This window comes from Haemophilus haemolyticus, assembly GCF_003352385.1.
Taxonomy (GTDB): domain Bacteria; phylum Pseudomonadota; class Gammaproteobacteria; order Enterobacterales; family Pasteurellaceae; genus Haemophilus; species Haemophilus haemolyticus_I.
The window spans coordinates 238023-261434 of record NZ_CP031243.1 but is presented as its reverse complement, the minus strand read 5'-3'; the positions used below and the strand labels follow the sequence as shown (position 1 = coordinate 261434).

22 protein-coding genes are annotated in these 23412 nt (G+C 36.6%); 8 read left to right on the top strand and 14 right to left on the bottom strand.

The annotated features are described in order from the left end of the window. Nucleotides 1-3: 3 nt before the first annotated feature. The 3 genes from DV428_RS01305 to DV428_RS01295 form a co-directional block, all read right to left on the bottom strand. Nucleotides 4-378 (bottom strand): ATP synthase subunit I, encoded by a 375-nt coding sequence (locus tag DV428_RS01305; RefSeq protein WP_114908420.1) that lies wholly within the window; start codon nt 376-378, stop codon nt 4-6. A gap of 119 nt (nt 379-497) precedes the next feature. After that, nucleotides 498-1109: a 16S rRNA (guanine(527)-N(7))-methyltransferase RsmG gene (gene rsmG, locus DV428_RS01300; protein ID WP_114908419.1), complete on the bottom strand. Its 612-nt coding sequence runs from the start codon at nt 1107-1109 to the stop codon at nt 498-500. A gap of 56 nt (nt 1110-1165) precedes the next feature. Continuing rightward, nucleotides 1166-1525 (bottom strand): winged helix-turn-helix transcriptional regulator, encoded by a 360-nt coding sequence (locus DV428_RS01295; protein ID WP_114908418.1) that lies wholly within the window; start codon nt 1523-1525, stop codon nt 1166-1168. A 166-nt stretch (nt 1526-1691) separates the two neighbouring features. Between DV428_RS01295 and DV428_RS01290 the strand changes: the two genes are divergently transcribed. After that, entirely contained in the window at nt 1692-2543 is an 852-nt protein-coding gene (locus tag DV428_RS01290; protein WP_114908417.1) for an SDR family oxidoreductase, read from the top strand. Nucleotides 2544-2618: 75 nt separating this feature from the next. Here the strand turns inward: DV428_RS01290 and mnmG are convergent, their stop codons facing one another. After that, nucleotides 2619-4508, bottom strand: coding sequence for a tRNA uridine-5-carboxymethylaminomethyl(34) synthesis enzyme MnmG (mnmG, locus tag DV428_RS01285; RefSeq protein WP_114908416.1), 1890 nt, complete (start codon nt 4506-4508; stop codon nt 2619-2621). Nucleotides 4509-5011: 503 nt separating this feature from the next. Between mnmG and DV428_RS01280 the strand changes: the two genes are divergently transcribed. Continuing rightward, the gene (locus DV428_RS01280; protein WP_114908415.1) at nt 5012-5689 is read left to right on the top strand and encodes a cation diffusion facilitator family transporter; all 678 of its coding nucleotides are present in this window, start codon (nt 5012-5014) and stop codon (nt 5687-5689) included. A gap of 24 nt (nt 5690-5713) precedes the next feature. Further along, nucleotides 5714-6100, top strand: a complete 387-nt coding sequence (locus tag DV428_RS01275; RefSeq protein ID WP_114908414.1) for a MerR family transcriptional regulator — start codon at nt 5714-5716, stop codon at nt 6098-6100. Nucleotides 6101-6211: 111 nt separating this feature from the next. Here the strand turns inward: DV428_RS01275 and cpdB are convergent, their stop codons facing one another. From cpdB to pepE, 4 genes are all read right to left on the bottom strand, one after another. Beyond that, nucleotides 6212-8185 carry a 2',3'-cyclic-nucleotide 2'-phosphodiesterase gene (cpdB, locus tag DV428_RS01270; protein WP_114908413.1) on the bottom strand — a complete coding sequence of 658 codons (1974 nt, stop codon included), beginning with the start codon at nt 8183-8185 and terminating at the stop codon, nt 6212-6214. A 92-nt stretch (nt 8186-8277) separates the two neighbouring features. After that, entirely contained in the window at nt 8278-9549 is a 1272-nt protein-coding gene (locus DV428_RS01265) for a M20 family metallo-hydrolase (protein WP_114908412.1), read from the bottom strand. 72 nt (nt 9550-9621) lie between these two features. Continuing rightward, nucleotides 9622-10917: a C4-dicarboxylate transporter DcuC gene (dcuC, locus tag DV428_RS01260; protein WP_114908411.1), complete on the bottom strand. Its 1296-nt coding sequence runs from the start codon at nt 10915-10917 to the stop codon at nt 9622-9624. Between the two features lie 17 nt (nt 10918-10934). Next, the gene (gene pepE / locus DV428_RS01255; RefSeq protein WP_162790760.1) at nt 10935-11639 is read right to left on the bottom strand and encodes a dipeptidase PepE; all 705 of its coding nucleotides are present in this window, start codon (nt 11637-11639) and stop codon (nt 10935-10937) included. A gap of 122 nt (nt 11640-11761) precedes the next feature. Here pepE and DV428_RS01250 point away from each other — a divergent pair, with 122 nt between their 5' ends. After that, on the top strand, nt 11762-12997 hold the full coding sequence (locus DV428_RS01250; RefSeq protein ID WP_114908410.1) for a Zn-dependent hydrolase: 1236 nt from the start codon (nt 11762-11764) through the stop codon (nt 12995-12997). Nucleotides 12998-13033: 36 nt separating this feature from the next. On the opposite strand, the gene DV428_RS01245 is transcribed toward DV428_RS01250, so the two are convergent. The 4 genes from DV428_RS01245 to DV428_RS01230 form a co-directional block, all read right to left on the bottom strand. After that, nucleotides 13034-13501 (bottom strand): Lrp/AsnC family transcriptional regulator, encoded by a 468-nt coding sequence (locus DV428_RS01245; protein WP_114908409.1) that lies wholly within the window; start codon nt 13499-13501, stop codon nt 13034-13036. Between the two features lie 93 nt (nt 13502-13594). Then, entirely contained in the window at nt 13595-15124 is a 1530-nt protein-coding gene (locus DV428_RS01240) for a YfcC family protein (RefSeq protein ID WP_005658950.1), read from the bottom strand. A gap of 105 nt (nt 15125-15229) precedes the next feature. Beyond that, a complete protein-coding gene (gene arcC / locus DV428_RS01235) occupies nt 15230-16162 on the bottom strand; it encodes a carbamate kinase (RefSeq protein WP_114908408.1) in 933 nt (310 codons plus the stop codon). Nucleotides 16163-16171: 9 nt separating this feature from the next. After that, nucleotides 16172-17176 carry an ornithine carbamoyltransferase gene (locus tag DV428_RS01230; RefSeq protein WP_114908407.1) on the bottom strand — a complete coding sequence of 335 codons (1005 nt, stop codon included), beginning with the start codon at nt 17174-17176 and terminating at the stop codon, nt 16172-16174. Between the two features lie 368 nt (nt 17177-17544). Between DV428_RS01230 and hcp the strand changes: the two genes are divergently transcribed. From hcp to crcB, 4 genes are all read left to right on the top strand, one after another. Continuing rightward, entirely contained in the window at nt 17545-19197 is a 1653-nt protein-coding gene (gene hcp, locus DV428_RS01225) for a hydroxylamine reductase (RefSeq protein ID WP_114908406.1), read from the top strand. Between the two features lie 103 nt (nt 19198-19300). Further along, a complete protein-coding gene (gene hcr / locus DV428_RS01220; RefSeq protein WP_114908405.1) occupies nt 19301-20323 on the top strand; it encodes an NADH oxidoreductase in 1023 nt (340 codons plus the stop codon). A gap of 112 nt (nt 20324-20435) precedes the next feature. Next, nucleotides 20436-21254 carry a Cof-type HAD-IIB family hydrolase gene (locus DV428_RS01215; RefSeq protein ID WP_114908404.1) on the top strand — a complete coding sequence of 273 codons (819 nt, stop codon included), beginning with the start codon at nt 20436-20438 and terminating at the stop codon, nt 21252-21254. Then, nucleotides 21254-21640 carry a fluoride efflux transporter CrcB gene (gene crcB / locus DV428_RS01210; protein WP_114908403.1) on the top strand — a complete coding sequence of 129 codons (387 nt, stop codon included), beginning with the start codon at nt 21254-21256 and terminating at the stop codon, nt 21638-21640. The genes DV428_RS01215 and crcB overlap by 1 nt, the downstream gene beginning before the upstream one ends. On the opposite strand, the gene recX is transcribed toward crcB, so the two are convergent. Together recX and recA are read right to left on the bottom strand one after the other, a co-directional pair. Then, complete coding sequence (gene recX, locus DV428_RS01205; RefSeq protein WP_114908402.1) at nt 21637-22095, bottom strand: recombination regulator RecX; 459 nt, start codon at nt 22093-22095, stop codon at nt 21637-21639. The two genes, crcB and recX, sit on opposite strands and share 4 nt — an antisense overlap. Before the next feature lie 79 nt (nt 22096-22174). Further along, on the bottom strand, nt 22175-23239 hold the full coding sequence (gene recA, locus DV428_RS01200; RefSeq protein WP_114908401.1) for a recombinase RecA: 1065 nt from the start codon (nt 23237-23239) through the stop codon (nt 22175-22177). Between the last annotated feature and the right edge of the window lie 173 nt (nt 23240-23412).

The following is a 23412-nucleotide window of genomic DNA, read 5'->3' as shown; positions in this document are numbered from 1 at the left end:
AAATCAAATTCGGCGGAGCAAAAATGGAGCTAAATTATTCAACATTAATGCAATAAAAAAACCACTAAAAAAAATAATAAAATTTGTAACCGAAAAGTATTTAAATGAAATACTAATAAAAACAATGGTTAGAGCAAATTTTATTACTTCTCCTTTATAAAGTGCGGTCAATTTTGTGGCTAAATGTTGTTTTCTATAAAAAACCACATACACAAAAACACCGAAAGGAATTAATGCCGAAAGAAATCCGAATAAAAAATCAAGCGCACTTTTCATTTGCCATAAAGCAAAAAAACAAGCCAATAGCAGCATAATGACTATTTCAATAAAAATAGCTTTTTGATACTGAACTTTCGCTTGTTGTATAATTCTCGACATTTTTAAAACCTTAAAACGTTCTAATTATACATTTGATCAAATTAGATTCAACTTAAAAAGCACTGAAAAACGTTAACTGAATCACACTTTTAGAAAATTTTTTACAAAATTGTAACTATTTAACGCAAAACGATTAAATGTCGTTCACCTATAAGTTCTGGAACATGTAATTCAATCACTTCTTGAATAGTATATTTTTCATTCAATTCATTAATTTCATCTTCCTGATAAATACCTTTTAATGCATAAAAATATCCATTTTCTTTTGGTAAATGATGACACCAATCTGTCATATCTTTTAACGAAGCAAAAGCTCGACTTAATACACCATCAAATTTATCTTCAGGTTGGTATTCTTCTACTCGACTTAAAACAGGGATTACATTAGTTAGTCTAAGCTCACGTATAGCATTTCGAATAAAACTAATACGCTTGCCTAAGCTATCAAGGAGGACAAATTGTTTGGAAGGATTAATAATTGCCAAAGGTAAACCAGGCAAACCAGGGCCAGTACCAACATCAATAAAACGATCACCCTGTAAATAAGGACTTACAACGAGACTATCTAAAATATGTTTGACTAACATTTCTTGTGGATCACGAACTGACGTCAAATTATAAGCTTTATTCCATTTATTGAGTAAATTGACCAGATCAATAAGCTGCTGAATTTGTTGATCACTTATTTTTATATTTGCTTGCGCAAGTAAACTGACTAATTTGGCTTTCATATTTATTGTCTCTTTGGAAAATTACGCTATTTTACTTAAAAGTGCGGTAGATTTCCTTAATGTTTTTTTGTTGAAGCCAAAATTCCTGTCAAATTTGTTTCCAACCAATCCACCAACTCAAACATCTTATTAGATGCCTCTACCCCAAATTCTGTTAATGTGTAATCTACTTGCGGTGGCACGGTATTATAGGATTTACGGATTAACATCCCATCAGCTTCCAATTCCTGCAGGGTTTTAGTCAACATACGTTCGCTAACACCATCAATCGCACGACGAAGTTCACTAAAACGCTTGGTGCCAGAATGTAAACTTACCAACACCAATGCTCCCCAGCGGCTTGTTAAATGCTGCAAAATTTGGCGAGAAGGGCAAGCTGAAGCCAGAACATTCCCACGATTTAAATTTTTTTCCATTTTTAATTCATTAAAAATCAACAGGTTAAAATTTATTTTTAAAAAATTCCAAAACTTACGTTTATGTAAGTACTTCTCAAAAGTAAGTATTGAAATATAATACGCCACATCAAGCGAACAATCAAATGTTCAAATATCATTTCAACTTAACAAGAAAGAAAACATCATGACAACTAAAACTATCGCAATTACTGGTGCAACAGGTCAATTTGGCGCAATCGCATTAGACTTATTAAAAGCAAAACACGCAAACGTCATCGCGCTTGTACGCTCTCCAGAAAAAATTTCAGGTGTTGAAGCCCGCAAATTTGATTACTCAAAAATCGAAGGTCAGGAGGATGCTTTACAAGGCGTGGATACCTTGATTTTAGTATCAAGCAACGAAATCGGTCAACGTTTCGCACAACACAATAATGTGATTGAGAGTGCGAAAAAAGCAGGCGTGAAACATATTATCTACACCAGCTTACTCGGTGCCACCAACGACAACACAGTGAAATCCCTTGCCGGTGAGCACGTTGAAACTGAAGCCGCATTAAAAGCTTCGGGCATTACTTACACCATTTTACGCAATGGTTGGTACACCGAAAACTACACTGAATCAGTTCCAGCTGCATTAGCAAACAATGCTTTCTATGGTTCAGCAAAAAACGGAAAAATTTCATCCGCTCTTCGTGCAGAACTTGCTGAAGCTGCAGTAAATGTGGCACTAGGTGAAGGTCATAAAAACCAAACTTACGAGCTTGCTGGATCAAGCAGCTGGACATTAGCTGATCTTGCAGCAGAAATCAGCAAACAAACAGGTAAAGATATTCCTTACGTGGATATTCCTGCAGCAGATTATGCCGCAGCACTTGTGCAAGCAGGATTAGATGAAGGCTTTACAGGCTTAATTGCACAATGGGATGTAGATGCGTCAAACGGTGCATTATTTTCAGAAGATAAAACCCTTGAGAAATTGCTTGGCCGCCCAACAGCAGGATTGGATGTAGCAGTAAAAAAGGCTCTTGACCATTAATTATATTTTTTTAAATTAGTCTATAAAAAATGCGGTGAAAATTCACCGCACTTTTACATTTAAATTAAGAAAACATTATTCCCCACGCTTCAGCATACCTTGTTTTTTCAAATTCACCAAAATAATGGAAATGGCTGCCGGCGTAATACCGGAAATACGGCTAGCTTGTCCAATAGACACTGGACGATGCTGTTCCAACTTCGCACGTACTTCATTAGATAAACCAGACACTTTGCTGTAATCAAAGTTAGCTGGAATAGCTGTATTTTCGTGGCGTTTTTGTTTTTCAATTTCTTCTTGTTGATGCTCAATATAGCCTTGATACTTAATAGCAATTTCCACTTGTTCTACGGCTTCTCTATCTTCCATTGCCGGTTGATATGGCGTTAAAGAAGTCAAAATATCGTAGGTCATTTCTGGACGGCGTAATAAATCTTCACCGCTGGCTTCACGCACAAGTGGACTACCAAGCATTTTATTCGCTTCTTCTAAATATTCAGAACGCGGATGCAACCAAATACTGCGTAAGCGTTGGCGTTCCTGTTCAATATTTTCCATTTTTTGATTAAAGCGTGCCCAGCGAGCCTCATCAATCAAACCTAATTCATGAGCAATTGGTGTTAAACGAATGTCTGCATTGTCTTCACGTAATAACAAACGGTATTCTGCACGAGAAGTAAATACGCGATATGGTTCTTTGGTACCAAGCGTACAAAGGTCATCCACTAATACGCCTGTATAAGATTGATCACGACGTGGATACCATGCCTCTTTCTCTTGTACATAAAGACCTGCGTTAATCCCCGCCAATAAACCTTGTGCCGCTGCTTCTTCATAACCGGTTGTACCATTAATTTGACCTGCGAAGAATAAACCTGAAATAGCTTTTGTTTCTAACGTTGGTTTTAAATCACGTGGATCAAAATAATCGTATTCAATGGCATAACCTGGTTTCACAATGCGTGCATTTTCTAACCCTTTCATGGAATTAACAATGCCCATTTGTACGTCAAACGGCAAACTAGTAGAGATCCCGTTTGGATACACTTCATTACTGGTTAAGCCTTCTGGTTCCAAATAAATTTGATGTGAATTACGATCCGCAAAACGCATCACTTTATCTTCAATGGATGGACAATAACGAGGGCCGATACCTTCAATTACACCGGTATACATTGGACTGCGATCCAAGTTATTACGGATCACTTCATGAGTTTGTTCATTGGTGTGGGTGATATAACAAGGAATTTGTTGAGGGTGATCAGAAACAGATCCCATAAAAGAAAACACGGGTAAAACAGCATCACCATGTTGTTTAGCCAATATATCGAAATTGATCGTACGCGCATCAATACGTGGTGGTGTACCTGTTTTAAGACGATCTACACGTAATCCGAGATCTCTTAATCGATGTGAAAGATTTACAGAAGCAGGATCCCCTGCTCGACCACCTTCATAGTTTTCCAAACCTATGTGGATCTTACCGGCTAAGAAAGTACCTGCAGTTAATACCACTGATTTAGCACGAAAAGTTAATCCCATTTTTGTGCTAACGCCTGTAACTCGATCTTGCTCAATCAGAATATCGGTCGCTTCTTGTTGGAAAATATCTAAATTAGGTTGATTTTCTAATGCTGTACGAATAGCTTGACGATATAAAACTCTGTCAGCTTGAGCTCGAGTAGCACGTACTGCTGGGCCTTTACTGCTATTTAAAGTACGAAATTGGATCCCTGCTTTATCTGCAGCATGCGCCATTAAACCGCCCATCGCATCTACTTCTTTTACTAAATGACCTTTACCGATCCCACCAATTGCAGGGTTACAAGACATTTGCCCTAAAGTATCTACATTATGTGTTAATAAAAGGGTTTTTAACCCCATTCGAGCTGGTGCAAGTGCGGCTTCTGTACCCGCATGACCACCACCGATCACAATCACATCATAAGTTTCAGTGTAAAACATATCTATCTCTATTTATTCGGATCAAAAAATTGGCGTTATTCTACAGAAATTTAAAACACCTGACAAAAAAAGAATGGATCTATTGATCCTTTGAAAAATCACGTTTGTATTAGTAAATAAGATCTCTTTTTATATATAAAGATCTTATTATTGTTACTATTAAGATCTTTTTTGTTGTGAGTAACCTTATTCGATCCTTATAGAAACAGGTGTTATAGGATCCAAAAATCTTGTGAAAATTCGATCATTTTCTTTAAAAATCTTGTGTGTAAAATGGAAAGTTATTAACAATTTTATTTTTGCTCAAAGTTACCAAGTGAGTAAAAACAGTTTTATGACAGATTATTTATGAGTTATCCACAGATAAAAATGAATTTTTATTGAAATCCCTATAATTTAGTTTTTTTAAACAATTAATTTTATTAAATGTACGTTTTATGATTTGACTTTGTAGTTACTACAGGTTTTATGCTTCCTTCAAATCAAATAGTAAAGGAAACAAAATGAAAAAAATTTCTACAGTACAAAATAATCCCCCTAAAGAATATCAGCAGCATGCATCTTGCCCTCATAGTCAAATCTCTAAAAATAAAATGCTATTAGGCATTAGTTTTGCAATTATTACCTTTTATATGGTTGTTGAATTTCTAGGGGGATATTGGTTTAACAGCCTTACTTTGATGGCTGATGCTGGGCATATGGCAAATGATAGTTTATCTATTTTTTTAGCATGGATTGGATTATTTTTAAGTCTAAAATGGCAAAAATGGTTAGCTTTAATCAATGGAATTTCATTAATTTGGGTTGCTATTTGGATTTTTATCGAGGCTGTAACACGTTGGCAGGCTCCGATAGAAATAGACGCTTTGCCAATGTTAGGTGTAGCTTTACTAGGGTTTGGGATTAATTTGTTGGTAGCTTTTATAATGCTAAAAAGTAATCGCCATAATTTGAATATTCGTGCAGCATATTTGCATGTTTTAGTAGATTTATTTGGTTCGGTTGTTGCTATTATTGCAGGAATAAGTGCTTGGTGGTTAAATTGGCAGTGGGTTGATGTAGTTGCTAGTGGTATCTTAAGTATTTTTGTATTACACAGCGGTATTTCTACAGTTTTTCAAGCTGTTAAATCATTGTATGATAGAAATACACATTTCTTATTAGATGATCATTCTCATTAAAGTAAAAAATTGCTTGAGGAAATAATGAAAATTAGTGAATTAAGTAAATCTACACATACTAATATTGAAACTATCCGATACTATGAAAAGCAAGGAGTATTGCAGCCACCTAAGCGGTTGGTTAATGGTTATCGATATTATAATGAAGAGAGCGTAGAGCAATTAAACTTTATCAAAAAATGTCGGACATTGGGTTTCTCTTTAGAGAATATTAAGGTACTCAATCGTATTAAATTCAGTATGGAAGATCATTATCAGGCGGATCAATTAGTACTGAATCAACTGATTCAAGTGGAAAATAAAATATCTCAATTATTAGAAATTAAAGCTTTTTTACAGTCCATTGTTACCGAAAGTGAACATAATGAAGAGGAATGTAAAGCAATAGAAGGGTTGAAAAGTATAAAATAAAGAAGATAGATTGCGAACTAAGTAAAAATCTCTAAAAATTTGACCGCTCTTTAGGAAGAAAAAATGCCGCCTAAATTTTGATATTCAGGCGGCATTTTATTTTTCTAGCTACTATTTCGACAAATCAATTTGATACACTGCAAAACCGATTTCGTCAGTACCCACCTGTTTCATCGGATATTGTGCTTTTTCAGCGATAAATTTCGCCGCTTGTTCGCTTGGTGAGGTTTCAAAACGGACATCTAATTTATCGTTACCTGTGATAGGCACAAAACGCCAGTTTTTATCCGCATTTGGATTGACTGAACCCTCTTTCTCACTGGTTGCTTTAATATAATCAGCCAAAATTTGACGGCTTTCATCTGGCGAAGCGTAAACAATATGTTTATCACCAGTACCTGGGAATTTATTGCCGTAAGCACGATAGTTATTCGTTGCAATCAAAAATTCTGCTTTTGGATCAACTGGTTTACCTTGATAAGTGAGGTTCACTACACGATGCGATTCTGGATTGATCAATTTACATTCGCCATCGTAACGAGCTGGTTTGGTTAGATCGTATTCATAATTGACACCATCAATCACATCAAAGTTATAAGTGCGGAAACCTTCCCAGTCGATTAATGATTGTGGTTTATCACTTGTAGGGTCAATTTGTTTAAACATACCAGCACTACATTCTAACCATTCTTTTAATTGTTCGCCTGTCGCTTTAACAACCACTAGCGTATTTGGATAAAGGTATAAGTCTGCCGCATTACGGAAAGTTAATTCACCTTTATTTACTTCGGTATAGCCCGTTGGGTCATTTTTACGACCACCCGCTTTAAATGGAGCACCTGCACTTAAAATAGGCAAACCAGCCATTTCTGCCACACTGGATGCCACTTTTTCAACGTATGCTTTTTGTGCTTGGTTTACAATTTGAATGGTTGGATCATCTTGCACTAATGCAAGGTAACTATACATATTGTCTGTAGCTTTGCCGATAGGTTGAGACACAAACTTACGTGTTGCTTCGTGAACTGGTGCTAAAAGAGCGGTGATTTCTGGGTCATTTTTTGCAAGTGCTTTTTTGGTTTCTACATCATAAATTGGACGAAGAACCGCTTTTCCAGAGGTAACAATCCATTTGCCTTTGTGTTCTGTTAATCCTAAATCTACCACGCTGATATTATTTGCCCAGTAACCAGCCATACTTTCTGGTACACCTTTTACTGTACCATTTACGATATCTGCATTTGGTGATTTCGCAAATTCTTTATTTGGGAATAAACGGTGTGAGTGACCAAAAATAACCGCATCAATATGTGGAACATCCGCTAAATAGAATGCCGAGTTTTCAGCACCTTCTTTGTATGGTTCATCAGACGGGCCAGTGTGAGCTAATGCAACGATAATATCAGCCCCTTTTTTCTTCATTTCAGGGACATATTTTTGTGCTGTTTTTACAATATCACGGGTTTCCACTTTGCCTTGAAGGTTCGCTTTATCCCAAACTATAATTTGTGGCGGTACAAAACCGATATAACCGATTTTTAATTTATGTGTTTTGCCATTATTATCCACCACAGATTTTTCTTGAATGACATAAGGTGTGAAATAAGGTTCTTCTGTTCCTGCTTTTACTACGTTCGCATTCACAATCGGGAATTTAGCTTGTTTGATGGCATCTGCAAGATAATTGAGACCATAGTTAAATTCGTGGTTACCTAATGTACCCACTTCATAATTCATCGCATTTAAACAATCGACCGCAGGGTTAGATTTACCCTCTTTATAGCCTTGTGCAGCTTGATAGTCTGCAATTGGATTACCTTGAATTAGGTCACCGTTATCTACTAATACACTATTTTTTACTTCAGCACGTGCTTGACGAATAAGGCTTGCCGCACGAGTAAACCCGAATTTATCGGTTGGTGCGTCTTTATAATAATCAAAGTCTGTTAAGAAACTGTGAACGTCAGTAGTAGCAACAATACGTAAATCTACATCATGTTTACCTTTTGCTGTCGCAAAACGGCTTGCACTTAATGCAAGAATACTGCTTGCACCGATTTGAATAAAATGACGTCTATTAATCATTGAGTTTTCCTTATAAGGTGAGTAGATATTGCCTTTATTCTAAGAAAAATAGGAGATTCTTAAAAGAAAGGAGTAAAAATATTTTTATTTAATTAAGCTAATAATCTTTGTACTAAAGATGTATAAATATTAACCCCAGTAAGCAATTGATTTTCATCAAAATCAAATTCAGCTTCATGATGACCTGCTGTGCGATCTGCACCAAGAATGAAGTAAATAGCTTTGCCTCCGTGTTCTTGTACACGTCTACCTAAAATAGTCGCATCTTCACTTGCATTGAAAGCATAATCTGAATTTACGTTATTTATTTGTGGTTGTTCAAGGGATATTTCTTCGATGAGTTTTATAAGTTCAACATCGTTATTCATATCCACTGCTTCACCTACAATTTCAGTTTCATATGCGACATCAAAACTTATGGAAATACCTTTGGCTATTTGCATGACTTGTTCAGTCATGTATTCATTAATTGCTTTATTTTCTCCCCGCACTTCTAATTGTAATTCAGCAGACGATGGAATGACATTTCGTCCTTCACCCGCTTTTAGCACTCCCACATTAATTCTTGTCATGCCTTCACCATGGCGTGCAATACCATGAAGTTGAGTGACAGTATGCGCTGCAGCTAATAAAGCATTACGACCTAAATGGGGCGCAGCACCTGCATGTGCAGGTTTACCTTTGTAGCGAATATCAATTTTTGTAGTGGAAAGAAAATTTCTTGGATTAGCAATAACAGTGCCTGTATTCGCACAAAAACTAATATGTGAAGAAGCAAAATAATCTGCATCATCAATTATGCCACTTTGTGCAATGGCTGCTGCACCTCGAACACCTTCTTCTGCTGGTTGAAATACAATTTTTACTTTTCCAGTGAGTTTATCTTTGTTCTGAGCGATCCATAATGCTACGCCTAAACCTATTGTAATGTGTGAATCATGTCCACAAGCATGCATAAAACCATCGTTAATTGAGGCAAAACCTTCTTTATTTGGAATATGCTCTTGTGAGCGAGTTTCCGTTACATTCACACAGTCTATGTCAAAACGTAATGCAATAGTTTTCCCTGGTTTACCTGAATCAAATAATGCCACACAACCAGTATATCCTTCCATTTTTTCGAGCCATTTTTCATTGGCTCCATAGGTTTTTGCATTAGCTAAGCCTTTATCTACTACAGTTTGTTTTCGTCCACGAACAAAGTCTGGATTTATAATTTGTTTGCCAAGAAAAATTTCAAAACAACCTAAGTCTTCCAAGTAATCCGCAATGCGAGAAGTTGTCCAAAATTCACTCCAGCCAATTTCTGGAAAACGATGAAATTCACGACGCCATTTAACAAGTTGATTTAAATCTAAGTTCATTTTTTTCTTCCTTTAAAAGTCTATAAAAACAGACCGCACTTAAAAAAAAGTGCGGTCAATTTTTTACTATTTTTACAACATAAATAATGCTAAGAATAAAACAGCAAGTATCATACCTGGTGCGGTACGTTTTACCATTTCTACTGGGTTTACCATCGCAAGTCCTGCACAAACAATGGTTACGCCTGCAATTGGTGAAGCTGTGCGACCGATTGCACCTGCAATCGCTGCTGCCATACCAAGATTTACATGAGTGTAGCCGAGTTCTACAGCATGTGGTGTGACAGCGCTGTTAAAGGCAATCGCTGCAGCGTCGCCAGAGCCTGTAATTAAGCCCATTAAGAATGGTCCAATTGTTGCACCCCAACGTACAAATTCGTTGGATTCTTTTAAGAAAGAAATTGCAGCATCCACTGCGCCCGTAGATTTTAATCCTGCTACAAATACGCTGGCTGCAATGATGATACCAAGTACGTTTGCATAAGAATTTCCCATACCATTGAAAAATTCTTCAGTGATTTTTACTGGGGAAATACGAGTGACGATAATGCCGTAAATTGCACCAATCAGCATCGCTTGAGGCACACCCATTTTAGTCCACTCAAGACCCGGTACTTGTTGTAATGACGTTCCACCAATCACTAAAATAACTAATGGTATTAATGGTGCAAGGGCATAAAGTACATTAACGCCTTTAACAACTTTAATTTCACTTTCTTTTTGTTCTGCAAGATAAGCTTGGCGATGTTGTTCACCATAATCTTTAAAAACAAGTGCAAGAATTGTTAAAACAACCGCACCTATTGCTCCTGCAATCATGTTATATGGAGCATGTGAAAGGTTTACTTGAGCGATAGTTAAGCCCGACATTTCACTAATCATTGCAGAGTGAGAAGAACCCGGGCTCATCATTGATCCAAAAGTCCCTGCTAAAATAGCTGCCCCAGCAGTGGCTGGTCGAACACCCGCACTTTTTAAAACAGGAATTAATGTTGCTCCAACCGCAGCTGCACAACCAGCAGCAGAAGGAATAGCAATATTGATGAAAAAGGTGATGACGGTTGCAATCGGAATTAAGAAGAATTTTAATCCGCTTAATGGTTTGGTGAGTAAATGCACTAGATGAGTATCACATTGAGTGTATTTCATTACATAAGCAAAACCCATACTGGAACAGATAGCCATAATTAATCCGCCCGATGTCATGCTTTTGGCAAAAGCATCTAATGCGCCCATTGGATTAAGCGTCAGAATGGACATTATTAAACCGACACCAATCAAAACGGTTCGGGTTTCGGCTTTTTTAATCAGAAAATAAATTGTGGCAATAATGCCAACCACTGCAACGATGGATTTAAATAATTCCATTATATGTTCCCTTTAAGTTAATAAGAAAAAGTTGTATTGATGTCAAATGTGCCACATTCCATATTTTCACTGAAGCACAAAATAGGATTTTCACCTAACACAGTTGCCATTTCATTTTGTATATGAAGTGCAGAACCTTCAGGTAAGGCATATACAAATGCAGTTGGATTAACGAGTAAAAATTCTGCCAAACGTTCCTCTCGGCTTTCACCATTGTGGCCTTGCATTTTACCTGAAATAAAGTGCGGATTAATTTGATGAGGAAAAAGTTGTAATGCTTGAAATGAAGGAGGATAAGTAATTGGCATATCATTAGTTGTCATAATAGATGCGCCCGCTACATTGGCCCCAGCACTCCAACCAAAATAAGGCGTACCGTTATTTACTTTTTCACGAATGATATCAATCAAATTGTGTTCATAAAGCTGTTTTAACAAACAAAATGTATTTCCGCCGCCAATAGCAATGACATCTGCTTGTTCAATGATATCTCGATGTTGTTTACCATGATGAACGGAAACAATATTCATCCCTAAATCAGAAAGTGCATTTTGCACAGTTTTTTCATATTCATCAAAAGTGCGGCGTACCCCAGCATAAGGCACAAAAGCAATTGTTTTACCACGATAATCAGTTAGGAAATTTTGTAACCAAGGTATGGTGTGTTCAAGATAACCTGTGTTCTTGTATTTTGAGCTACTGAGCAGTAACATGTTTTTCATTTTCTACTCCTTTTTAGAGGGATTTAGCAATACCGATATTACGCTTAGAAAAGGTTAATTTTCAACGAAAAATTATTATTGTTTGACGAATATCAAAAAATAAACCGTATCAGGAGAAAACTATGTCAATTAATCTTAATCGTGTTCAAAATTTAATTGAAAAACTGGCTTTTATTTCATCAGTACCAAACGAGCTGACTCGCTTAGCTTTTACAGAGGAGGATGAAAAGGCCCATAATATGATTATTGAATTATGCAAAGAATATGATTTATCTATTCGTCGAGATTCAATTGGAAATCTTTTTATTCGTAAGGAAGGTAAAGAAGATTTTTTACCTGTAGTTGCATTCGGTTCTCATATTGATACAGTTGTGAATGCTGGTAAATTTGATGGTCCTTTGGGATCTGTTGCTGGGTTGGAAATTCTTTTGCAATTGTGTGAACAGAATATTCAGACTCGTTATCCTTTAGAATTGATAATTTTTACTTGTGAAGAATCGAGTAGATTTAATTTTGCTACATTGGGTAGTAAAGTTATGTGCGGCATAGTAAATCAAGAAAAATTAAGTTCGTTACGTGATAAACAAGGAAAGGGTTTATCAGAAGCTATGGCTGAAGTAGGAATGAATTTTAATTTGGTTAATCAAGCAAAACGTGATGCAAAGGAATTTAAATGTTTTTTTGAACTTCATATAGAACAAGGCCCTCGTTTAGAGAATGAAGGAAAAACAATAGGTGTTGTGACAGGTATTGCTGCTCCGATTCGTGCAATTGTTAAAATTAAAGGACAAGCAGATCATTCAGGAGCAACAGCAATGCATTATCGTCATGATGCATTGTTAGGAGGAGCTGAATTATCACTTGCTATTGAGCAAGCGGCTATTCAAGCTGGACATTCTACAGTAGCTACTGTAGGTAATATTACAGCTAAACCAGGAGTAATGAATGTTGTGCCAGGATATTGCGAATTATTAGTAGATATTCGAGGTACACATGTACAAGCTAGAGATTCAGTATTTGAATTATTACAAGAGGAAATTAGTAAAGTTTCAGAAAAAAGAGGATTATTAATTGAGTTACAACTTATTTCAAAAGATAATCCAATAGTATTATCTGAAAATATGGTAAACCAAATAGCTGAAACCGCTCATTCCCTCGGTTATTCTTACGAAATAATGCCAAGTGGTGCAGGACATGATGCAATGCATATGGCAACACTTTGTCCAACAGGTATGATTTTTGTTCCATCTCATTTGGGAATTAGTCATAACCCTCTTGAATTTACTGATTGGAAAGATATAGAGGCAGGAATTAAAGTTTTACAAAAAGTTATATTAGAACAGGCTGAAGTTTGTTAATTGTTATAAAAACTCGTATCAATAATACGAGTTTTTTTATAAAGGCAACTCAGTTGTTGATTTGACCGTTTTTAGAGTAACTTCTGATTTTAAGGTTTTAATGCCAAGCCTAGAATTGAGATAGGTGTTTTTGATGTAATTAAATTGATCAAGATCGGATACATTGAGTTTCAATAAGAAATCAAAGCTACCAGCCATAAAATGGCATTCGGTAATTTGAGGGATTAATTTCACTTCAAAAATAAACCGCTCTTTTAATTCAGGGTCTTCTTCAAAGAAAGAGCCTAATGCATAAACGATGAGATTACAGTTTACTTTTTTAGGATTTAATAAAGCTACATAGTTATCAATTACGCCGCTTTCTTCTAAGTTATTCACTCGACGTAAACAAGCTGAATTGGATAAACCTATTTCGTTAGCCAGTTCATTATTTTGTAATCGACCATTGCGTTGCAATGCTTTAAGAATACGGGTATCGATATTGTCGAAGTGTTTTTTAAGCATAGTAAATCCTTTTTATGCTAACAAAAAAGATAACTTATTATAAAAGAAACCGCCTAGAAAAACTGTGATCTAGGCGGCAATTTGACTAATTAGTTAAACACTATATAAAGATACTTGTACTACCAATAAAATGGAACCAATTAGCAATAAGCATCCAATCATTGGCATGACGAATTTAACCCATCTATCAAATGGAATATGCAACATTTGGAGTGTCACCAATACTAATCCTGTTGGTGCCAAGAATAGCATTGCATATTGTCCCCAGTTGTAAGCGGAAACCACGATATCGCGTGGAATACCCACTGAGTCAGCAAGTGGCGCCATAATTGGCATTGAAAGTACGGCTAAACCTGAAGAAGACGGTACGATTAAACCTAGGAAAATAAATACGACTAATTGGCCTAAGATGAATACGCTACCCGGCATACCACTAACCACATTAGACATATAATCAAGGATAGTGTCAGAAATCATACCTTGTTCGAGTACTAAGTTTACGCCACGAGCAAGACCAATGATTAATGATACACCTACTAATTCTGATGCACCTTCTGTGAAGGATTCCACAATATCTTTTTCAGACAAGCCACTGATAAACATAATGATGATAGTAATGGCAAGGAAAGATGCAGCCATTTGAGGGAACCACCATCCGCCAACCATTACACCCCAAATCATAATAGGGAATGCAATACAGAAAAGCGTTAAGATTAATTTGCGACGAGCTGAGAATGCGATAGTTGCATTTGGATCAAAGTTCTTCATATAACGTTGGCGAAATTCTTCGCGATCGTCATAAGTGAAAGAAAAACTTGGGTCAGCTTTGATTTTTTTACAGTACCAATAAAGATATGCGATTACGCAAGTTGCCCCTAAAACTAAACCTAGAGCACGGAAACCAATACCTTCAGTAAATTGAATACCAGCTGCATTTGATGCGATAACAACGGAGAATGGGTTAATTGTAGAGAATGCCGTTCCCATAGATGAAGCAAGGAATATAGCCCCTACGCAGACTATCGCATCATATCCCAGAGCCAAGAATACTGGCACCAGAATTGGATAGAATGCCACAGCTTCTTCTTCAATACCGCATGTTGTGCCGCCTAACACCATTAATACGGATACGCTGAATACAATAAAAAACTCATTACCTTTGGTTTTCTTCGCGAGAGCCATCAACCCAGCATTAAAAGAACCAGTTCGGTTAATAACACCAATCATACCCCCCAATACGAAGATAAAGACCATGACATCAACGGCTTCGATAGTTCCTTCCACCATACTTTTGGTGATGTCTTCAATGCCTTTGTGGTGTTGTTCTACACGTTGATAGGTGCCTGGAATAGCGATTGGTTTTTTGATTACACCTTCGGTGAAGTTGGAGAGTTTAATTTTGATATTGAGATTATCAAGAGTGTCAGTTGTGGCGGGATAAGTTTTATCGTCAACGCCGTAAGCTTTGACTACAAAAACATTGTCAGTAGAATTATATGTTAATTTTGAATATGAACCGGATGGAATTACCCAGGTCAATCCAACAGCGAGAATTAAGATTGCAAATAAAATTGTAAACGCTGATGGGAAATTAAACGTTTTCTTCTTTTTGGACGCATCCATAGCGAGCTCCTTATGTTTAACGTTTAAAGTGCGGTTGGTAAAAACATCGGTTAAACTGACCGCACTTTTTACTTTGAGAATGATTTCTCAACGTTCTTTTATTATTTAGGCATAATAGGATATGCCTTCAGCTTTTTTCGTAATACGAGTACCAGCTTTTCCTTTCACAATGTCTACAATATCAGATAAAGAGCCTATTACTGCATCTTTTCCTGTTTGTTTCGCAAAGTTGATCGCGGCTTGTACTTTCGGCCCCATGGAACCTGCAGCGAAACCAAGTTCTGAAATAGCTTCAGGTGATGCGACTGAAATTGCTTTTTGAGTTGGTTTACCCCAATCTACGAAAGTTGCAGAAACGTCAGTTGCGATGATGAATAAATCCGCATCAAGATTTTCTGCAAGTAAAGCTGAACATAAATCTTTGTCGATAACAGCTTCAACACCTTGTAAATTATGGTGCTCATCATAATAGGTCGGAATGCCACCGCCCCCCGCACAAATTACGATACTGCCTTTTTCAAGCAACCATTTGACCGGGCGAATTTCAAAAATACGTTTTGGCAATGGACTTGGCACAACGCGACGATATTTATCACCATCTTGTGCGATAGACCAATTTTTTTCTTTTGCCAAACGTTCAGCTTCTTCTTTTGTATAAACAGGGCCAATTGGTTTAGTTGGATTTTTAAAAGCTGGGTCGTTGATATCAACTTCTACTTGAGATAATAAAGTTGCAAATGGCACTTCAAATGGAACTAAATTACCGAGTTCTTGTTGAATCATATAACCAATCATTCCTACTGATTCTGCACCTAATACATCTAAAGGATAGGTTGGTACATCAGTATAGGCAGCGCCTTGTAAGGCGAGCAAACCCACTTGTGGGCCATTACCGTGCGCTATCACTAATTCATTGTTTGGCCAAACTTTAGCAATTTGTTCACAAGCAATGCGAACATTTTGTCGTTGATTTTCGGCTGTCAGCGGCTCTCCGCGTCGTAATAACGCATTACCGCCTAATGCAATCACTATTCTCATACGTCCTCCTTATGCCAAACTTGCAACCATTACCGCTTTAATTGTGTGCATACGGTTTTCTGCTTGTTCAAATGCAATGTTCATTGGAGATTCAAATACGTCTTCAGTTACTTCAATACCATTAGCTAATTCAGGATATTTTTCAGCAATTTGACGACCAACTTTGGTTTCACTGTTATGGAAGGCAGGTAAGCAGTGCATAAATTTCACTTTTGGATTACCAGTGCGTTTCATTAATTCAGGTGTGACTTGATAAGGAAGTAATAATTTAATGCGTTCGCCCCAGCTTTCTAATGGTTCACCCATTGAAACCCACACATCAGTATGGACAAAATCTACACCTTTCACCGCTTTGTCGATATCTTCAGTTACAGTAATACGAGCGCCACTTTCTTTCGCAAATTTTTCGCACATTTCCACAAGACTTGCTTCTGGTAATAATGCTTTAGGTCCACAAATCCGCACATCCATACCTAATTTTGCACCAATTAATAAAAGTGAATTACCCATGTTATTGCGTGCATCCCCAATATATACATAGCTAATTTCACTTAATGGTTTGTCGCAATGTTCTATCATGGTAAGTACGTCAGCAAGCATTTGTGTTGGGTGGAATTCATCGGTTAAACCATTGAATACTGGCACACCAGCATAATCAGCAAGTTCTTGAACGATACTTTGTTTAAAGCCACGATATTCAATACCATCATACATTCTGCCTAATACGCGAGCGGTATCTTTCATACTTTCTTTGTGGCCAATTTGGGAGGAGTTAGGGTCGATGTAGGTGACTTGAGCGCCTTGGTCATGAGCGGCGACTTCGAATGCACAACGTGTGCGGGTGGAGGTTTTTTCAAAGATGAGCGCGATATTTTTGCCTTTTAATTTTTGTTGTTCTGTGCCTGCATATTTGGCTCGTTTCAAATCTCGGGAGAGATCTAAGAGATATTTAATTTCACGTTCTGTGTGATGAACAAGACTGAGTAAATGTCTGTTTTTCATATTGAAAGCCATAATAATCTCCTTGTGTTTTGACTATCCATTGGGGAATAAACATACATCATTCGATGATACTGCTTGTTGTTCGAACAGTTGCATTATAAGAGAGATAAAATGAAATTTGTTATCGTTTTTCAACTGGTAATGCCAATATATGAAATTTTATTGCGTGGTTTTTAGTATTGTTAGAATTTGTGTTCTTTCAAATAAAAATAGATTAACTTGTTATTGGTATTAATTTAATCTAGATCAAACAAATTCTAATTAATCTAAATTTCCTTTTGTATCTAGTAGAAAAAAGGTTTTATCATTTTTTTTATAAATCTGAGTGATTTTATCGGGTTTATAACGAAACTTTCTATTCTAATCAAAAGGACTTAATTATGTACTGCGTACAATGCGAACAAACAATGCGCACCCCCGTGGGTAACGGTTGTAGTTACTCTCAAGGAATGTGCGGTAAAACTGCGGAAACTTCTGATTTACAAGACCTCCTTGTTGCAACTCTGCAAAGCTTATCTGCTTGGGCTATTCAAGCGAGAGATTTAGCTATTATCGATAATGAAATTGATGCTTTTACGGCACAAGCATTTTTCTCTACCTTGACTAATGTAAACTTTGATTCTCAACGTATAGTTGAATATGCGCAACAAGCCATCGCTTATCGCGATAATTTAATGAAACGCTGCCGTACGCTAAATCCAAGTATTGATATAAACCATCCATTGGCTCATTTACAGCTTGAATCCGCAACGATTTCTGATTTAACAAAACAAGCTGCGAATTTTGCCTTAAATTCTGACCGCACTTTGATTGGGGAAGAAGTACATGGCGTGCGTATGCTTTGTTTATACGGTTTAAAAGGTGCGGCTGCTTACATGGAACATGCCCATGTTTTAGGTAAATTTGATAATGAGGTATATCGTCAATTCCATGAGTTTATGGCGTGGCTAGGAACGAATCCAAGTGATCTAAATGAATTGTTAGAAAAGGCGCTTGGCATCGGTAATATGAATTTTCAAGTAATGAGTTTATTAGATGCGGGTGAAACAGAAGCATTTGGTCATCCTGTCCCAGCAACGGTAAATGTGAAGCCTGTAGCAGGAAAATGTATTTTAATTTCTGGTCATGATTTAAAAGATTTAAAAGCACTTTTAGAACAAACGGAAGGAACAGGGATCAATATTTATACTCATGGTGAAATGTTACCTGCGCATGGTTACCCAGAATTGAAAAAATACAACCATTTAGTTGGTAACTATGGAAGTGGTTGGCAAAATCAGCAGAAAGAATTTGCTAAATTCCCTGGCCCTGTAATTATGACCTCTAACTGTATTATTGATCCTAATGTTGGTAATTATGCAGATCGTATTTATACCCGTAGTATTGTGGGCTGGCCTGGTGTAACGCACATTGAAGATCGTGATTTCAGTCAAGTTATCGCGAAAGCGCAAGAAATGGCAGGATTCCCTTATGATGAATTAGAACACAAAATTACCGTTGGGTTTGGCCGTCAAACTTTATTAGATGCTTCAGATGCAGTGATTAATCTTGTGGCTGGTGGAAAATTACGTCATGTTTTCTTAGTGGGCGGTTGTGATGGCAGCAAAGGTGAACGTAGCTATTACACTGATTTTGCTCGTCAAGTACCGGAAGATTGTGCGATTTTAACTTTAGGTTGTGGTAAATATCGTTTTAATAAATTAGATTTTGGCGCTATTGATGGGTTACCTCGCTTGTTAGATGTTGGGCAATGTAATGATGCGTATTCTGCGATAATGCTTGCTGTAAATCTTTCACAAAAACTGGGTATTGGCGTTAACGAATTGCCATTAACACTTGTGCTTTCTTGGTTTGAGCAAAAAGCTATTGTTATTTTGCTTACCTTATTGGCATTAGGTGTTAAAAATATCTATACAGGGCCGACTGCACCAGCATTTTTAAATGATAATGTGATGGCATTATTAAATGAAAAATTCGGTTTGCGCGGTTTGACAACACCTGAACAAGATATGGCAGAAGCTTTAGCTAAATAACATTTCATAGAAAAGTGCGGTCGATTTTTTAATTTGTAGTATTAGTTTTATAAACATTTTAAAAATTCACCGCACTTTTTTCTATCTTCAAAGAGAAAATTCTATGTCAAATAATCAAAATCCGTTGTGTTATAACGAAATGCAGGTGCATTCTATTCATCAGGAAACTGATGATGTTTATACAATTGAATTAATAGCACAAGATTTTTACCCTTATGAGCCTGGCCAGTATGCTTTAGTAAGTGTTCGTAATACACCAAATATTGTGCGAGCTTATACGCTATCGTCTACGCCAGGAATGAGCCGTTTTGTTACTTTAACCGTTCGTCGTATTAAAAATGGAGTTGGTTCTAATTGGATTACATCCGAAATTAAAGAAGGTGATCAAATTTGGCTATCCGATCCAATGGGTAAATTTACCTGTACCCGCATCGTAAGTGATCGATATTTGCTTGTGGCTGGTGGATGTGGCGTTACGCCAATCATGTCTATGACTCGCTGGTTATTAAAAAATAAACCGGGTGTAGATGTGGTTGTATTCTATAGTGTCCATTCGCCTAAAGATGTTATTTTTAAACGAGAATGGGCGTTACTGAAAGAACAATTTCCACAGTTAAAACTATTTATTAATGCTTCTGTTGATGCGGATGATGGCTTTATAGCTGGACGTTTAAATTGTCAAATGTTATCTGACCTTGTATCCAATATAGCTGATTATACAGTGCTGACTTGTGGCCCAGAAAGTTATATGCGTGATTTACGTGCGATGACAGAATCCCTTGGTATCCCATCTGAGCGTTTCTTTTTAGAGCAATTTCATTCTTCAGCAGAAAATTGTATGTTAGATAATAGTAAACAAGTGACGCTTTCTATTACTAATCCAGTACCTCAAACTTTTTCTGTACCTGTTGGAAAAACATTGTTAGCTGCTTTGGAAGAGCATAAAGCACCGATTATTGCCGCCTGTAGAGAAGGTATTTGTGGTTCTTGTAAAACTTTAGTGGTGAGTGGTGATTATGAAGTGAGTTCAAACGGACCGCTGACAGAAGATGAAATTAAACAAGGTTATGTTTTAGCGTGCTGCTGTCAAATGAAAGGAAATATATCAGTTGATTTAATGCCTTAATCCTTAATAAAGTGCGGTTATTTTTATTACGGTTTTTTATACATTGATCTTAGACAAGGGCAATTTGTATATTTAGTGATATGATAACCGCAAATTATTTTTTGAGGTTTTTATGAATTTACCTTTTCGAGCAATAGTGTCTGATTTAGATGGCACCCTTTTAACACCTGAACATTTAGTCGGTGATCTTACCATTGATACGTTGAGAGCATTAGAGCAAAATGGCGTGGATATCATTTTGGCAACGGGGCGTAACCATACTGATGTGTCATCCATTCTTGGAAAAATTGGTGCGGAGCGTGCGGTTATGATTACATCAAATGGTGCTCGAGTACGGGATTTACAGGGTAATTTGCTTTATAGCAACAGCTTGCCTGAAGAATTAGTTCTCGAGCTTTACAAAACGCCATTTGATACTTCCAAAGTATGCATGAATAGCTATCAAGATGAAGGTTGGTTTACTAATAAAGATATTCCTGCAATGCGTCAGTTCCACAAAGAATCTGGATTTGATTATAACGTTGTCGATTTCTCTAAACATCATGGACGTGGGACAGAAAAAGTCTTTTTTATAGGTAAAACTCCTGAGGATTTAGTTGAAGTAGAAACTTATTTACGAGATAAGTTTGGTGACGTAACGACAATTGTTTATTCTGCATTAGCTTGTTTGGAAGTAATGAATAAGAATGTTTCAAAAGGCGATGCATTAAAACATTTACTCGAATCGCGAGAATATGAGTTAAAGGACTGTATTGCTTTTGGTGATGGAATGAATGATGTAGAAATGCTTTCTTGGTCTGGTAAAGGCTGTATCATGCAAGATGCAGATGTTCGTTTAAAAAAAGCTTGTCCAGAGTTAGAAGTTATTGGTTCAAATAAAGAAGAATCTGTCGCTCGTTATTTGCGAACTCAATTTGGATTAGATTATTAATGCAGGCATTATTATTCATAAGTTGTGGTGCAATATTAGGCGCGTCATTGCGTTGGGCTATAGGATTGCTATTTAATCCTTTATTTTCCTCATTTGCTTTCGGAACCTTAATCGCTAATTTGCTTGGTTGTTTAATTATTGGTGTATTACTTGGGCTTTTTTGGCAATTTCCACAAATTAGTGCTGAATGGCGGTTATTTTTAATTACTGGTTTTTTAGGATCGCTAACCACATTTTCTTCTTTTTCTTCCGAAGTTGTGGAATTATTTTTTAATGACAAGTGGTTAAATGGATTTTGTGTATTGATGATACATTTATTCGGATGTTTAGCTATGACTGTGTTGGGCATTTGGATATATAAAATTTGTTCTCAACTTTTACATTAATCCCATTCACTTTGGTTTTGCCCAATTAAATCAGCAAATTCATCGCTACGAAATCCATGTGATAGCATATATTGCCAAATTTTTTGTTTCATTTTAGGCGTTTGCTGTTCGTTGTAATTTGGGAATTTTTTACGTAACAAGTTCTCAGCCATTTCATACCAATCAATTTCTGATTCCATTAAAACTTCATCAATAATATCAGAAGACACACCTTTTAATTGGAGTAATTCTTGTCGGATTCTTCCTACACCATAACCTTTTTGTGCGCGTGAATTTAGATAATTTTCTGAAAAACGACGATCACTTTGCCAATTTTTTGCTTGGCATAAAGATAATGCATCATCAATTTCTTCTTCCGAAAAGTTCTTTTCCTGCATTTTATTGCGGAGCTCGAATTCACTATATTCTCTGCGAGAAAGAAGATTAACTATGTAATTAAAAGCAAGGGATGACAAGGAATGATTCCTTTATTTTTATTGAGTTGATATAAAGTGCGGTTAAAAATGACCGCACTTTTGGCGTTGATGATTTGATTTATTCAAAATCACTTTCTGATTCTGAACTATTTTCAGATTGTTCAATGTCAGCCATTAAAGCTTGTTCTGGATTAGCCACTAATTCTGCGCGTAAACGTGTTTCTAATTCATCAGCTTTTTCTGGATTTTCATTGAGCCATTTCATTGAGTTAGTTTTACCTTGGCCAATTTTTTCTCCATTATAGGCATACCATGCACCTGATTTCTCTACAAGCTTGTGTTTTACACCAAGTTCTAATAATTCCCCTGTTTTTGAGATACCTTCGCCATAAAGAATTTGGAAATCTACTTGACGGAATGGTGCCGCTAGTTTGTTTTTTACTACTTTTACGCGGGTTTCATTTCCAATAATATTTTCGCCATCTTTTACAGAACCTGTACGACGAATATCCAAGCGAACTGAAGAATAGAATTTTAATGCATTACCTCCAGTGGTGGTTTCAGGGTTACCAAACATCACACCTATTTTCATTCGGATTTGGTTAATAAATACAACTAAACAGTTTGCATTTTTAATTTGGCCAGTAAGTTTACGTAAAGCTTGTGACATTAAACGGGCTTGTAGCCCCATATGGGAATCACCCATATCCCCTTCAATTTCAGCTTTTGGTGTCAGTGCGGCAACGGAGTCCACAATGATTACATCAATTGCGCCAGAGCGAACTAATGCATCGCATATTTCAAGTGCTTGTTCACCATTATCTGGTTGAGAAACAAAAAGTTCTTTTACATCTACCCCAAGTTTTGCTGCATAAATAGGATCAAGTGCGTGTTCCGCGTCAATAAACGCACAGGTTTTTCCCGCTTTTTGCGCTTGGGCAATGACGGAAAGAGTTAATGTGGTTTTACCAGATGATTCTGGTCCGAAAATTTCTACAATTCGTCCCATAGGTAAACCACCAATTCCTAGAGCAACATCTAAGCCAAGTGATCCTGTAGAAATAGATTCTACATCTAACGTTTTGGTATCGCCTAACTTCATAATTGAGCCTTTACCAAATTGTTTTTCGATTTGTCCTAATGCTGCAGCTAGTGCTTTTTGTTTTTCTTCTTTAGTCGCCATAAGTGAATTCCTGTTTGAATGTTCAAGTTTTTCGTGATTATATCTGTATTGATGTACAGGTCAAGAAAAATATTCATATTTGGAAAAATATGGGATATGTATTCCAAAAAAAGCAGATCTAAACCTTAAAATGAGGGGTTATGATAAAAGCTTGTTAATTGAAATTTTAGGTT

What these genes read in the sequence shown, in the direction of transcription:
- DV428_RS01305 (WP_114908420.1), bottom strand. Translation starts at nt 378, where the DNA reads ATGTCGAGAATTATACAACAAGCGAAAGTTCAGTATCAAAAAGCTATT.
- rsmG (WP_114908419.1), bottom strand. Translation starts at nt 1,109, where the DNA reads ATGAAAGCCAAATTAGTCAGTTTACTTGCGCAAGCAAATATAAAAATA.
- DV428_RS01295 (WP_114908418.1), bottom strand. Translation starts at nt 1,525, where the DNA reads ATGGAAAAAAATTTAAATCGTGGGAATGTTCTGGCTTCAGCTTGCCCT.
- DV428_RS01290 (WP_114908417.1), top strand. Translation starts at nt 1,692, where the DNA reads ATGACAACTAAAACTATCGCAATTACTGGTGCAACAGGTCAATTTGGC.
- mnmG (WP_114908416.1), bottom strand. Translation starts at nt 4,508, where the DNA reads ATGTTTTACACTGAAACTTATGATGTGATTGTGATCGGTGGTGGTCAT.
- DV428_RS01280 (WP_114908415.1), top strand. Translation starts at nt 5,012, where the DNA reads ATGAAAAAAATTTCTACAGTACAAAATAATCCCCCTAAAGAATATCAG.
- DV428_RS01275 (WP_114908414.1), top strand. Translation starts at nt 5,714, where the DNA reads ATGAAAATTAGTGAATTAAGTAAATCTACACATACTAATATTGAAACT.
- cpdB (WP_114908413.1), bottom strand. Translation starts at nt 8,185, where the DNA reads ATGATTAATAGACGTCATTTTATTCAAATCGGTGCAAGCAGTATTCTT.
- DV428_RS01265 (WP_114908412.1), bottom strand. Translation starts at nt 9,549, where the DNA reads ATGAACTTAGATTTAAATCAACTTGTTAAATGGCGTCGTGAATTTCAT.
- dcuC (WP_114908411.1), bottom strand. Translation starts at nt 10,917, where the DNA reads ATGGAATTATTTAAATCCATCGTTGCAGTGGTTGGCATTATTGCCACA.
- pepE (WP_162790760.1), bottom strand. Translation starts at nt 11,639, where the DNA reads ATGAAAAACATGTTACTGCTCAGTAGCTCAAAATACAAGAACACAGGT.
- DV428_RS01250 (WP_114908410.1), top strand. Translation starts at nt 11,762, where the DNA reads ATGTCAATTAATCTTAATCGTGTTCAAAATTTAATTGAAAAACTGGCT.
- DV428_RS01245 (WP_114908409.1), bottom strand. Translation starts at nt 13,501, where the DNA reads ATGCTTAAAAAACACTTCGACAATATCGATACCCGTATTCTTAAAGCA.
- DV428_RS01240 (WP_005658950.1), bottom strand. Translation starts at nt 15,124, where the DNA reads ATGGATGCGTCCAAAAAGAAGAAAACGTTTAATTTCCCATCAGCGTTT.
- arcC (WP_114908408.1), bottom strand. Translation starts at nt 16,162, where the DNA reads ATGAGAATAGTGATTGCATTAGGCGGTAATGCGTTATTACGACGCGGA.
- DV428_RS01230 (WP_114908407.1), bottom strand. Translation starts at nt 17,176, where the DNA reads ATGGCTTTCAATATGAAAAACAGACATTTACTCAGTCTTGTTCATCAC.
- hcp (WP_114908406.1), top strand. Translation starts at nt 17,545, where the DNA reads ATGTACTGCGTACAATGCGAACAAACAATGCGCACCCCCGTGGGTAAC.
- hcr (WP_114908405.1), top strand. Translation starts at nt 19,301, where the DNA reads ATGTCAAATAATCAAAATCCGTTGTGTTATAACGAAATGCAGGTGCAT.
- DV428_RS01215 (WP_114908404.1), top strand. Translation starts at nt 20,436, where the DNA reads ATGAATTTACCTTTTCGAGCAATAGTGTCTGATTTAGATGGCACCCTT.
- crcB (WP_114908403.1), top strand. Translation starts at nt 21,254, where the DNA reads ATGCAGGCATTATTATTCATAAGTTGTGGTGCAATATTAGGCGCGTCA.
- recA (WP_114908401.1), bottom strand. Translation starts at nt 23,239, where the DNA reads ATGGCGACTAAAGAAGAAAAACAAAAAGCACTAGCTGCAGCATTAGGA.